Source organism: Paraburkholderia atlantica (assembly GCF_009362785.1).
GTDB lineage: Bacteria > Pseudomonadota > Gammaproteobacteria > Burkholderiales > Burkholderiaceae > Paraburkholderia > Paraburkholderia atlantica.
This window is the reverse complement of the sequence record NZ_WHNQ01000079.1, coordinates 1-12,522: the sequence shown is the minus strand read 5'-3', so window position 1 is coordinate 12,522 and position 12,522 is coordinate 1. Positions and strand designations below refer to the sequence as shown.

At 55.6% G+C, this 12,522-nt stretch carries 9 protein-coding genes and 3 pseudogenes; 8 read left to right on the top strand and 4 right to left on the bottom strand.

Features of this window, described 5'->3' with window-relative positions; translation table 11 throughout:
* A partial coding sequence (locus tag GCT19_RS39140; RefSeq protein ID WP_152854892.1) for a transposase occupies positions 1-222 on the bottom strand: 222 nt, incomplete at its 3' end.
* A gap of 112 nt (positions 223-334) precedes the next feature.
* Between GCT19_RS39140 and GCT19_RS39135 the strand changes: the two are divergent.
* From GCT19_RS39135 to GCT19_RS39120, 4 genes and pseudogenes are all read left to right on the top strand, one after another.
* A pseudogene (locus tag GCT19_RS39135) lies at positions 335-774 on the top strand (IS3 family transposase); the annotation flags it as partial.
* 1,344 nt (positions 775-2,118) lie between these two features.
* A complete protein-coding gene (locus GCT19_RS44975) occupies positions 2,119-2,607 on the top strand; it encodes a DUF3757 domain-containing protein (RefSeq protein ID WP_152854893.1) in 489 nt (162 codons plus the stop codon).
* 668 nt (positions 2,608-3,275) lie between these two features.
* The gene (locus tag GCT19_RS39125) at positions 3,276-3,845 is read left to right on the top strand and encodes a chorismate mutase (RefSeq protein ID WP_152854894.1); all 570 of its coding nucleotides are present in this window, start codon (positions 3,276-3,278) and stop codon (positions 3,843-3,845) included.
* An 822-nt stretch (positions 3,846-4,667) separates the two neighbouring features.
* Positions 4,668-4,796 (top strand): annotated as a pseudogene (locus GCT19_RS39120) (transposase); the annotation flags it as partial.
* A 107-nt stretch (positions 4,797-4,903) separates the two neighbouring features.
* Here GCT19_RS39120 and GCT19_RS39115 read toward each other — a convergent pair.
* Positions 4,904-5,566 carry an HD-GYP domain-containing protein gene (locus GCT19_RS39115; protein WP_051106791.1) on the bottom strand — a complete coding sequence of 221 codons (663 nt, stop codon included), beginning with the start codon at positions 5,564-5,566 and terminating at the stop codon, positions 4,904-4,906.
* Positions 5,567-6,175: 609 nt separating this feature from the next.
* On the opposite strand from GCT19_RS39115, the gene GCT19_RS39110 reads away from it, so the two are divergent.
* Positions 6,176-6,358 (top strand): hypothetical protein, encoded by a 183-nt coding sequence (locus GCT19_RS39110; protein ID WP_018437111.1) that lies wholly within the window; start codon positions 6,176-6,178, stop codon positions 6,356-6,358.
* An 845-nt stretch (positions 6,359-7,203) separates the two neighbouring features.
* Here the strand turns inward: GCT19_RS39110 and rpoD are convergent.
* Entirely contained in the window at positions 7,204-9,189 is a 1,986-nt protein-coding gene (gene rpoD / locus GCT19_RS39105; protein ID WP_018437110.1) for an RNA polymerase sigma factor RpoD, read from the bottom strand.
* A gap of 304 nt (positions 9,190-9,493) precedes the next feature.
* Between rpoD and GCT19_RS39100 the strand changes: the two genes are divergently transcribed.
* Entirely contained in the window at positions 9,494-9,682 is a 189-nt protein-coding gene (locus GCT19_RS39100) for a hypothetical protein (RefSeq protein WP_018437109.1), read from the top strand.
* Between the two features lie 474 nt (positions 9,683-10,156).
* Complete coding sequence (locus tag GCT19_RS39095; RefSeq protein WP_018437108.1) at positions 10,157-11,359, top strand: pectate lyase family protein; 1,203 nt, start codon at positions 10,157-10,159, stop codon at positions 11,357-11,359.
* Positions 11,360-11,954: 595 nt separating this feature from the next.
* On the opposite strand, the pseudogene GCT19_RS39090 reads toward GCT19_RS39095, so the two are convergent.
* A pseudogene (locus tag GCT19_RS39090) lies at positions 11,955-12,224 on the bottom strand (IS5/IS1182 family transposase); the annotation flags it as partial.
* Between the two features lie 77 nt (positions 12,225-12,301).
* On the opposite strand from GCT19_RS39090, the gene GCT19_RS44700 reads away from it, so the two are divergent.
* Positions 12,302-12,522, top strand: a 221-nt coding sequence (locus tag GCT19_RS44700) for a transposase (protein ID WP_152854892.1), incomplete at its 3' end; no start/stop codon positions are given.

Genomic DNA, 12,522 nt, shown 5'->3' with positions numbered 1-12,522 from the left:
CGGCACTGCCACATCGCTGCTCGCGACGGGCACCCGAGCATTCCCTTCGGCTTGTTCCACCCAACGTCGGAGCAGGTTTGCGTTCAGCCTGTGATCCAGGGCGATGGCCGCAAGCGATACACCCGGTCTTCGGCAGGCTGCCACCACCTGGGCTTTGAACTCGACGCTATATCGCCGGCGTCGACGCCTTCCAACCGGTGCCTCTTCTTCGATAGTGTTCACGTGTCCACCTATTTAAGTGCACACGATGCTCCCAAGACCTTCAACGCTACTCAAGACGGGATGGCCGGGCGCTTACAGCCAACGTTTCGTCATACCGAGAAGCGGGGGCGGGGGCATGACTGTATTTGCCGGCCTGAAGGAACTGTACAGTGGTGAAATTGTCGGCTAGGCGGTAAGGGAACGGATGACGACAAATTTGGTCATGTCGACGCTGTTTCGCGCTGTCGTGACCCGCCGGCTTGGTTCACCATAGCGATCGAGGATGGCACTAGCGCCGCTCGCCTATCAAACACTCATCGGCCACCTTGACATACACGCGTTGCTGAGCCGCCGTGGCAACCGCTACAACAACGCCCCGATCGAATCCGTCGGGGCAACGCCGAAAAATGAACTGGTCTAGCATTAATGTTTTGCCACGTGCGAGCAGGCACGTTTGGCGATCACCGAATACATCGAAATCCTCTACAACCGGCAACGCCCGCAGGCGCTGCTGACTACCAATCGCCTGTCGCGTTCACACGACGCTTTTATCTGAATCAAATCACTGCTTAACCTGTTGGCCTTCGACAATTCCGTCTGATCCAGTATCGCACGCATCGCGAAGCCATGGCCGACTTGTTCAAATACCTTGATATGTTCTATAACCGCCAGTCGTCGTCATTCATGGCGTGGCTTTCACCAACTCAGTTCATGCAGGACTGGCCTGCGCGGCTAATGGACTAACTCGGGGGCCTCTGGATGGCGAAAAACCGGGCGCATGAAATGGGTCAACCGCTCCCTAATTTCGATAGAAGCACTTCACAATTGCGGCGGGCGTGCGGAACACTTCCGCCGCGGGTTCCTTGCCCGCAATCAGTGATCTGGCCAAGACAAACAGCGGAATGGGAAGCCAGTTCCACCAGTGCACCTTCCCCTCGGACATCGGCCAATGCTACGTTTGATACTACGCCGCTGATGATTGCGCGAGTTCCTTTTGTCATCGCCTAGGTTCTCGGCCGACATTGTGCCAAGCCCAAAGACCGGCCACCTTACTCCGTCGCCTGACTCCTCGGACCATCTATCGGGCCGGTCCCACAGTAGTAGGGATAACTCTCGGTAGGGTCTTTCTGGTTTGTGTATATGCATACATCGCTCGCTGCGACCGCAAAGGCCTGCGCCGCCACACCCATTAGAACCGCGGACAGAAGGCCACCAAAAAGCACTCTCTTCATCTTTTCCATATACATTCCTTTGTTAACATGCCGTAAATTATGTGACTCGTCCACTGGGCGCCGCAATCGCGTACCTTACGAAATTGTCTGAGCGACTGCCAGAAAAAAGCATCAAGTATATTGATACCAACGCACGATCGTCGTTGGGGACCGTGCTGCTAGGTCGAGAGGTGGTCTCGGGCACGACGCGGGCAAAGAGCCCACGACTTCCGGTTACTTTTTGATGCCATTTTCATTTCTTCGCATTCCTGCCAACAGACTGTTGCCGTTCACCGACGGGCAAGTGCCGCGTGCCAGCACGGTCCTGGTTCATGCACCTGTCGCGATCCCGCCGCCCTGGTAAGTGTTCATACTGTCGTTCATACTGTCCGCAGACTATTGCGGGTGGCCTGTTTCGCGCTGAATGCCATTGAGTGTGCGTCGGATCATCTTCGTCATTTCCTCGTGTCCGCTGAATGCGTTATCGCCGCCTCCTTGTTGCTACGAGAAACATGGGCTCGACATACTATCAACGATATTTTATCAGGCATAAGTTACTTTTACTTTTCATCATCCGCGTCATTAATGTATAAATATGATTTTGGTTTCTATGGTCATCGTGGACTATAGGTCATCAAAAGGCGAAATTGGCTGCCACCTATAGTTTGCATAATAGAATGTGTTGAGTGCTCAGCCAGACGATCAGATGCTTGAACTTACCGTTTTGCAAAGTGGAGAAACGAAACCGATGATGAGAAGTTTACTTGTTGTTGTCCTTGCGCTCGGTGCATCGTATTGCGCTGCTGCTGAAACGTACGAAAGCTGCCCGATGCCTGCCAACATCAAGATTGCGCGGGGTGTGTACACGGCAACAACCAACGATAACGAGGGTGAATGGATTGGTACTTCGAGAGGGCCGGGCGACGGTAATATCAAGGAATTTACTTCTGCCATGTTTTTTCCGCCGCAACTTGATAATGACGGTTCTGTGCGATCGCCGTTAGTCCGGTGCTCCTACGAACTTGCCCAAGGCGGCCATTTGGATCTACGGTTCGACCCTAGGCCGCCGCTACCTGGTCTAAGGGTCGATGTAGGTTTATGGCGCCGGAAATCCGGACCTTACGATCTCGACTACTATGAATGCACTGAGCGGGCCGCTTGGCGTTGTAGGTTCGAGGTCGTTCGGCGGCCCTGACCTGAGCAATCGTAAGCGTACGATTTCTCTCGCCTCGCTTTTGCGTTCAGCAAGATCCGCGATTTCGTCCGCAACACCGACTTGCGGGCGCAATGATGCCCGGTCGAAAAGAATGTGAGCCAACGTTTCGTAATACCGAGAAGCGGAGGTATGGATGAATCGAATTTCAAAAGCGGTCTATACGAAGGAGCTCCGCGACAAGCGGTCAAGCTGACCTTGATTGAACGTGTTGGGATATCGGAAGATTTCTGACGATTGTCGGCTCCACTGAAAACGGAGGCAAACTGGGGGCGCTCGGCGAAGCATGTAAGCTCAAGGACGTCGGACGACAAACTCCCGGAGCTTGCCGGCTTAAGTTCGAGAATGGGGGGGCGCGGAATCTGAGGTTTTGCTTGCTGGTCATGTTGACAACTGTCTGGACCGTGAGAGTTTTGATGATTACGTTAAATTCTCCGGCGCTCTGGAAAATGGAAAATTCTTGTCGAGTGGGCGTCGAAAATTAGCGTTGACCAATGTCTTGGCTCAGACCATGTCCTAACTATCCGGATTTGAGGTCCAATGTAGTGCGAACTGCAGAGCGACTGTAGCGATGGACGTCGTATCGGAGCGCTTCGCCGCAGGCGAGAATGAACCAATAGGGAGTAGTAGTTTTGAAACTGAAGAAGAACATGAGGGGTGTTTGCACTCGGAATGCCGTGACACTCGCACTAGCCGTATGGCTCGTGACAGGCTGCTCTGCCGGGGCACAGCGGGATGCGTTCGTGCCGCTCGTGCGCAGCATGGCAGATCGCCTCAACACCGCGGACCAGGTCGCTCTGAACAAGTGGGACACGGGCCAACCCGTCTATGACCCTCAGCGAGAAGCGCAAGTCATTGCAAATGCGGTGGCGATGGCGTCTGAGTACGGACTAACCACGGAGGATGTGACAAACATTTTCTCGGACCAAATTGAAGCTAACAAAGAAATTCAGTACGAGCTGCTCAGCAACTGGATGCGTCAGGGCAATGCTCCCGCAACGCCTCGCCAGAGCTTGCCGGGCGTTATTCGACCCATTCTGGATAAGCTGCAGGCCAATATCATGCTGAATTTGAAGGGCGTGGCGCCTCTTCGCAGCAATACAGATTGCCAGACACAGGTTGCAACAGCAGTGGGACGCGTCGCCCAACAAACGTCGCTTGATGCCCTACATCTCGCGGCCCTCGACCGTGCGGTCGCGCGGATATGTGTCAAGTTTTGACTTTCCGGGGGGCTAAAGACATGCAAGGAAGCTTCCTGAAGGCGGACATATCGGAACTCGGTTGCGCAAATGGCGGCGTCGCGCATTTGAGATGGAGAGGATCCCCTGCGCTGGGGCACCAGCATTGTTTCAATGTCGAAGCGTGCCCTGACGACGTGCGCAACGTTCTTTGGGGACTATCCGTGAGTAGAGTGGCGACGAAACCATTGCCGACGCGATGCTTTACCGTCTCATGTGGCGTCATCACTGGATCACGCACAGGTGGACCACTTAGAAAACATCCCCAAAACCCCAACGTCCTGGAGCCCGAACTCGATCTCAACTGCGGAAAAACCTACAATCGACATCGCGCAATGCCAGACCCGCCGAGTCGGTCACGATTCCAAATCGGCGATCAAGTTCGCTGAAGTACGCATCATCCTTTAATACGCCGTGTTCGGCTCATCAACCTTATACGCTGAGATAGGAAGCATGGACGACCAAACAGCGCGACATGTACTCAGACACGCTGATGGCTGGATCGACTGGAATGACGTCCGGAACGCGCCGGACTGGCGGCAAGGAAAGATTGTGCTGGACGGTAGATTTAGTGCAGACGAGCTTCGTGCGATCATCGAGCTTCGGCGAAACACTCGCTAGCAATAGTCGAGATCCCTGACCTCGCGCTTCTATCCGGGCCGTGATCCCCGTTACTATCTTCCCACCTCGATATTTGTGGCTTTGGGCTGCTAGGCCCCGCATGATTCGTCCCCCAGTGACCTGCTCCCAACGAGTAGAGCTAACCGGAACCTAGTAAAGTTCGTTTCGGAGAAGAAGACGAACATGAAGAAGCGCTTTACGGAAGGACAACTCATCGGTTTTCTGAAGGAAGCCGATGCCGGTGTGCCAGTCAAAGAGCTAAGCGAGAAGCAGGGGTTCAGTCATGCATCGTTCTACACTTGGCATGCGAGAGGAGAGGAACTCATTTGGTGAAGGATCAGTTGCCCTTGGCGAGTTCGAGTGAATCGGGAAGGGTGCGCTTCGGTTCCGTGGCCCCCTCCCTCCTCTTCTAGATCCATCTATTTCTGACGAACGGCAGAAACGACCGAAAGGAAGAGGTGCACCATACGAGGGTCGAACTGCGAGCCTGCACCATCAACAATCGCCCGTATCGCCTGACTTCTGGGGATAGCGCGCTTGTAGACTCGCGCATACCGGATGGCGTCGTAGGCATCAGCGACTGAGACGAGACGCGCTGCCATCGGAATCGATTCGCCTCGAAGGCCGCTAGGATAGCCAGTTCCGTCCCATCTTTCGTGATGACACAGGGCTACCTCCCTGAGGAGACCAGCCAAATCGGATTGCGGAAAGCCGGAAGCTACCTGGTCAATCAGCTTCGCACCTAGTGCCGCGTGAGCCTTCGCCGCTGAGTATTCCGCTTTGTCAAGCGCACTCGGTTTGCCAAGGATTTGTGCCGATACAGCGGCTTTGCCTATGTCGTGAAAAAGCGCAGCAACTGACAGGCGCTTCGCCAAAATTTCGCAGGCGGTGTCCGTGTTCCAGCCCATCCCGCTCATCTTGCTCGTCATCCTACCCGCGAGTGCCGCGACGCGCTTGCTGTGATTGACTGTCTGCCGGATGACCATAGAATTGAGTTTGTAATCTAGGGACCCGTTAACTTCGATAAAGCGCTGCAACGCGGCCACGCGCAACCGCCGGGTAAGAGACGATCCGGGTTCCATCGGTCCATCTCGCTAAAGCGGTCGATGCTCGAACGTATTCGCGGGGTATCTTGGTCGCCGCCCCCATTCGTCATTGGTTAGCTCATGAAAATGCATTCAAATCTCCAAACGGTTTGATCGAACCATTAGACTTACGACGATCGTTTCGTGCGCGATATGTTCCTTTCCCCAATACATGCAACTTCCCTCCAATTCGACAAACCGCTCCCTTTCAGAGGAGCCCCTGAGAACTCGTCACCAACTTGTTGCCAGTTCCATCGCGAGCTGAGGCCATGAACTGATTCGACACGGCGGATGATAAAGGTAAGTCCCGCAAACACAAATCGACAAGAGGGCAAAGTGTGCGATGCGTCAAGGTATTCTTGCATTGACAATGGCGAGGCTTTTTCGATTTCCGGAGATTACGTCTCACAAGACACCTCTTGAGGGCCGAATCTCAGGGATTCCGATGCTGCACCGGAGATGACCATCTTGTTGCACTTATGACGGTCGCATGTCCGGAACGCGACAAAGTGATGGGGCCCAGTCGGTCGGAACCTGCACTGACCGTCTCTTTCTTGTGGCCCACAAATTGCTGGGAATGGCTGCACACCTCACAAGGAGTCTTCCATGCTCAGGAAAAGGATCGATCCGCAAACGCTTGAGGCCATGCTTGTCGAAGCGACGGAAAATGCATTATCTGACTATGACTCATCGCTCGCGTTGGATGACGATTTAGAGGCAATCGCCCAGTTCGGCGCCGCTTTCGCTGCCCTTCGTGCACATGGTGCGGACACCGAATCGGATACGTAACCTGTGGAGGATGCTGAGGCTGACGGCGATATTCACAGCTAGCGTGATGACGTTTTTTTCGCGACTCAGGGATTCGACGCTGCGCGATTGGGTCGCTCGCAGTGCGTACCTAAGCGAGCGGCTCGAATCCATCTCAGTAGCCGAAAAGCCGTGGGGACAATCAAGCCGCCGCATTCGCTTGCTGGCAGCGATTGTGAGCAAATGAGCACCAGACGTTGGAATAAGGTTCAGCAAAAGGTGGATTGGCGGCGGTCCAAGGTGGTCGACTCCGAAAGACGTCAAAGTGACCGTCCACATGCGCGGGAACTGTTGGTGAAGCGGCTTCCCATGACGTAGATGCTCATGCTAGGAAGCTGGACACGACCTATCATCGAATCCGCCCTTATCGTCAAGTCGGTTCCTTTTCGTGGTTTCACGCGGGGCGACTATGATGCATAGACCGCATCCTGACGAAGCAAGCCGCCTTGGCGTCGGACAAGCGCAATCGGCATTGGTCTGAACGGTATCACGCTGCCACGAAAGACGCCAAAGATTCTCGACAACACCGATCCGAAGGTTCTGCGGTTGCAGCATTGACTATCTCAATGTACAGGTCTACGTATTGGTGCGAAACCATCGCACCGGGCTTCAAGTCCTTGGCATAGACAATGCACATGAGTTCGTCCAAGCCGTGAGCCGTCGTCTGCGAAACGTTCAAGGATGCGGCCACGATCGTAGACAAGCGGGTCCATCACATTTCGATGATAACGGATGTGTTCCTTGTTGGCGAACACACAGATCGGGATGGGATGCTGCAGCTCGATGTTGCTCTGACCACGAGTCCCTCCGATGCGTGGACGTGGGACTTAATCGTCGACAAATCGCCGTAACTTGTCGGCGCGATTTGGCTGCATCAGTTTTCGCATCGCCTTGCTTTCGATGTACCGGATTCGTTCGCGCGTCAGGTCGAATTGTTTGCCAAGTTCCTCGAGCGTGTAGCCGCACGCTACATCAATCCCGAACCGCATTCGCAGTACTTTCGCTTCACGCGGCGACAATGAATCCAGCGCTTCGTCGATTGCGGCTCGCAGATTCGAGCGCGCGGCCGCATCCGCCGGGGATCCCGCCATTGGATCTTCGATCATATCGCCAAGCGTGGCGTCGGCATCTTCGCCCACTGGCGTCTCGAGCGATAAGGGTTGCCTCATGACCTTCAGTATGTCAAGAATCTTGTCTTCTGATAATTCCATGCGCTGAGCCAACGCAGCAGGATTAGCCTTTTGCCCAGTCTCCTGCAAAATCTCCCGCGAAATCCGGTTTAGCTTGTTGATTGACTCGATCATATGCGAGGGGACTCGGATTGTGCGCGCCTGATCCGCAAGACAACGCGTGACTGACTGCCTGACCCACCATGTTGCGTAAGTTGAAAACTTCCAGCCGCGTCGATATTGAAACTTGTCGACGGCTTTCATCAGGCCGATGTTGCCTTCCTGGATCAGATCCAGAAGGGGCACGCCTCGGTTCGCGTACTTTCTCGCGATAGAGACCACGAGACGCAGATTCGCCTCGATCATCTTGCGCTTCGCCTGCCGCATCTTCGACTCGGCTGCCACCATCTGCCGGTTGATCTTCTTCAAGTGTTGCAAGGGCAGGCCGGCCTTAGCCTCAATATCGATAAGCTTCTGCTGTTCAGTCTGGATCTCCGGTAGACTGCGTGAAAGTGCCGCACCGTACTCGCGGGACGTCGCCGAGTTTTCAGTCCACGCGAGATCAGTTTCGTATCCCAAAAACGACTCGACGAATCGCGCGCGCGGCATGCCGCACCGGTCAACGGCAATCTGCTGAATACGTCGCTCGACCGCACGTACCTGTGCGACTTGCTGCTGCACATCAGCGCATAGCGCATCGATAGTCCGTGCCGTGAAGCGAACAGCCGCAAGCTCCCGCTGGATCGCTTCAAAAAGGCGCTCGCGGGCGACCTGTCCGTTTTCTTGCGCGGCGTCGGCTTCTGAAATCTGTTCGTACAGGTCACGAACTCGCGCAAAGATAGCGAGGCCGTCTCTCGTGAGCTGTTTCATTCGCGGTTCGCTCCCCTTTACCATGTCCCGGTCTTCGACGACGCTGCCCTCACCGCCGTCGCCCTTAGCGCTGTCGTGTTCAATGTCCGGGGTTTTAGCCGGCTCTGGCAACGACCGAAGGACCGCTTCGGAGTCTTCATTTAGGCCGTCGACCAGTTCATCGATGCGCAGTTCACCAGATTGAATCTGCTTTACCATTCGAAGGATCGTGAAGACAGTCGGCGGGCAGCGTGCGATCGCCAAGCCCATTTCGTGGAGTCCCTCTTCGATGCGTTTCGCAATCTCAGTCTCGCCCGCGCGAGTCAATAATTCGGTCGCACCCATTTCACGCATATACATCCGAACGGGATCCGTTGTGCACCCGAATTCAGGATCGACGGTTGAAAGCGCGCCTTCGGCCTCTAGATCTGCCTTGTCGTCCGACGTGGCTGCCGGCGCCGCGTCGTCCAAGAACGGCTTCTCCGTGTCAGGCGCCTGCTCGTAGACAGCAATGCCGATGTCGTTGAAAGTGCTGGCAATGATTTCAATGGCCGCGGTATGCACAAAATTGTCGGGGAGATGATCGTTGATTTCCGCATGAGTCAGGTAGCCGCGCTGGTTGCCGAGTCGGATGAGAGTGCGCATCCAGCGCTCCTGTTGCTCTTCGTCCTGCGATATCCCGTCGATCGACTGCAGGGGTGTTACGGGATCGACCTTCGACGCGCGCGGGACCGACGCGTTCAGAGCAGACGAAACTGTGCCTGGACGTGAATAGGGCCAATCGACCTTTGACATAGATTCTCCTGGACGTGATTGCCCGGCAATCGCGACCAGCGACTGTCCACACTCGGCCGACGAGCCGCGCACGTTTCGCTGTTACAGACGGACACAGGCTGTGGAATCGCAACGGGCAGTGAATGCGCAGCCCCTAGATACGGGCGGACGCGAGGGAACCGCAAGACTTGGCGAAAAGCATCAATGCGTTAGCAACGTAACACAAACTACCGCATTTCACCAGTTGGCGAATCTGGACCGTCCGCAACGTTAACGTGCTACGCCGCGGGCCACACTAAGAATTCGACATCTGGATGGATAGAATATGACGAAGCTTATCGAGATCTTTGCGTGGAACTGGAGCATCTATGAATACGGCGCGGAGTCGGAAGCGCATCAGGGCCGTTCCGGCCAAACGTCGTTGGGTTCGGTCGAGCTCCGACTTGGAGACGTGCCTCTTTCCGTCGTTCAGTCGTCGGTTCTACGCCAAAAATGGCGGTTCATTGGCGAGTAGGCCTCGCATCGAGGTCCGTACGAGAACATCTCGGCTGGACCGCTAGCTTTCGCTGTTTGACGGATATCACGTCTACGGCGTGCAACTGCCCTAGCGTGTCGGCCGCCTTCAGTACCTTCTCCCGCGTGGGCTCTGGATTGACCCTCATTAGCAAAGCCGATATTCTCGCTCTTTTTGACAGAAATCCGGCATCCACCGGGTTTCGGTGAATGGCTGGGCGTTATGGCGCCTTGGGCGCGCGCATTGGCGCATTGGCGCAATCTCGAACGCTCCTGTGGGCATGGATTTCACATCCGCCCGCGGGCGGCGGTCCTACCGGGCGCGGCACGAACTAGCAGCCACGCCACAAGATGCACATTGGCGCCGGCGTACTTCAAAGCTGAATGAGAGAAGCTGACAGTGCGGAAGTACCTTCGTGCCGAAATCGCCTATGCCGGCTCTTGACCATGTGCGGGCCTGAAAGGAGGAAATGAAATGAAGCCGCAGCTGATCCTGACAATATTGATCGCATATCTGCTGTGCGCTTGTGTTGGGGGGCACGGGTCGTCTTCTGCGCCAGCCCCCTCAGCAGAGACAGGCTTGCGGTCCAATTTCAATCGGACCGCAATTACCGCGCGTCTGCCGACGGACACCGGCGGTTTCGCAACGGCGACCGGATCAGACGATCCAGCCGTCACGGTCGACAGCCTCGCTGATCTGCTGGCTGCGTTCAGCGCGCGACAGCACCACATCCTAGTCAAGGGCGAAATCTACGGCGGACCGCGACTGACGACCATCACCTTCGCCAGCACGGACTGGAACAACACCACGATCGAAGGCGCCAGCGGTGGCAATGCGGTGCTGAAAAACGTCCAGCTTAAATTCGACGGCGAAATGCTGCCGGCAGACCAGAACATCCAGAATGTCGTGATCAGAAACATCACTTTTCATGGCGTCATCGGAGATCTACAGGCCCTACCCGCCCAAGTCTACGGCACATCCAACAACGCCGGCATCAACTATGAAGGCGTGTCGCTGCGACGGGTCACCAATGCATGGGTCGATCATTGTTCCTTCTACGATACGAGCGACAATCTGATGAGTGTGACGCTGTCATCGGATAATGTGACGGTCTCGTATAGCCTGTTTTATTTCACCAATGAATGGCTGGCGATGCGCCCCGATCCCCTGTGGGACTGGACGGGCAAGAACCAAGATCTGGCCAATGAACGCCTGGCGATGGTAGTGGGCGCATCTCGGCAGGATTCGTATGCATATGGTGGGCACAGGCTGCATGTCACCTTGCACCATAACCAGTTCGGCCCCAACCTAAAGGGGCGTCCGCTGCTGCGGGGCTGGGTCCACGCCTACGACAATTATTTCGATAACGACGCCACACCGACTGGCCTCACGGCCGTCGGGTCAGACGAGACCCAGTACAACGCCCTGCAGATCGGAAGCGGCAGCGTCGTTTATGTTGAAAGCAACTATTTTCTTAGAACTAACCAGAGCATTCAGGTCGGTCTGGATTTGCCGGACGATGTCTACTCTTTTCATGAAAACGCAAACCAGTACGTTCAGTCCACCGGCAGATCGGCAAAGGGCGAGGCTTTTTCAATCGCGCCCGTCGGTTACGCCTATCGAGTTGGGACGGCCTCGTCCGTTCTCAACGCCGCGTCGGCCTACGGTCCTCGCTAGTGCCAGCGATCAATCAGGACGACTTCCCGCTGGCTGTTGGGGTCGTCTCGCTGGCATTGACGTCAGTGCCTAGGGGCGGCCCTTTCACGATCCAACGACGCATCGCAGGCACTGCAATACCACAGATCGGGAATCGCCCGCCGCGCAGCACGTATCGGTGATCGCATTAGTATGTGCTACCGGGAGCGAGTTTCACATGCTGCGCGACGGCGCCTTCTATCAAGCGAAATCCGCCCCTCACACTTGACGAGTGACATAGGGCACCCCGCCCTTGTTGTGTCCGTAATCGGTAAGGATTCGATATCGGGTACCCCCAGTTCTTTGGAATGACCTAGTGATTCTAGAAACTTACCCGATGGGTCGTATGTTGCGGATCGTCGGCTGCACAACGTCGCTGTCGGAATGGATGGAGGTGTACGGCACGTCGAAAGTACGAGACGCATACTTAGGAAAGGTCTGCACAACCGGAATTTTGCGCGCTGACCTTCTATATTTTTCGTAATGGCGGTGATGAGAATTTGTTGAGTCGTTAAGGCGTCTGCGACTTGCGCCGCTCCGCGCAGCGCTACTGAGGCGCAAAACACGGCGTAGGTTATCAAGCCTTGCGCAAAGCTCTACGCGCCGTCCATAGATTGCTCAGAGCAAACAATGTCGTGATCTGGCCTGTGTTCTTCATCAAACCGCGATATAGGGTCTTCAGCCGCTCGATCTGATCGTATATCGCATCCAAACGATCACTCAGATTCAGCTTTTTGCGCTTGCCTGGTCTCATCGCGATGTGCCAGCGCACCGCGCAAGTCTCGCGACGCTTTTCGATCCCCTGATATCCCGAGTCAGCGTACACGTCGGTTTCTTGACCGTGCAACGTAAGCGCCCGGCCATCCCGTCTTGAGTAGCGTTGAAGGTCTTGGGAGCATCGTGTGCACTTAAATAGGTGGACACGTGAACACTATCGAAGAAGAGGCACCGGTTGGAAGGCGTCGACGCCGGCGATATAGCGTCGAGTTCAAAGCCCAGGTGGTGGCAGCCTGCCGAAGACCGGGTGTATCGCTTGCGGCCATCGCCCTGGATCACAGGCTGAACGCAAACCTGCTCCGACGTTGGGTGGAACAAGCCGAAGGGAATGCTCGGGTGCCCGTCGCGAGCAGCGATGTGGCAGTGCC

Excerpts from the sequence above, each read along its gene's own strand:
- GCT19_RS44975 (WP_152854893.1), top strand. The coding sequence starts at position 2,119 with ATGCTTGAACTTACCGTTTTGCAAAGTGGAGAAACGAAACCGATGATG.
- GCT19_RS39125 (WP_152854894.1), top strand. The coding sequence starts at position 3,276 with ATGAGGGGTGTTTGCACTCGGAATGCCGTGACACTCGCACTAGCCGTA.
- GCT19_RS39115 (WP_051106791.1), bottom strand. The coding sequence starts at position 5,566 with ATGGAACCCGGATCGTCTCTTACCCGGCGGTTGCGCGTGGCCGCGTTG.
- GCT19_RS39110 (WP_018437111.1), top strand. The coding sequence starts at position 6,176 with ATGCTCAGGAAAAGGATCGATCCGCAAACGCTTGAGGCCATGCTTGTC.
- rpoD (WP_018437110.1), bottom strand. The coding sequence starts at position 9,189 with ATGTCAAAGGTCGATTGGCCCTATTCACGTCCAGGCACAGTTTCGTCT.
- GCT19_RS39100 (WP_018437109.1), top strand. The coding sequence starts at position 9,494 with ATGACGAAGCTTATCGAGATCTTTGCGTGGAACTGGAGCATCTATGAA.
- GCT19_RS39095 (WP_018437108.1), top strand. The coding sequence starts at position 10,157 with ATGAAGCCGCAGCTGATCCTGACAATATTGATCGCATATCTGCTGTGC.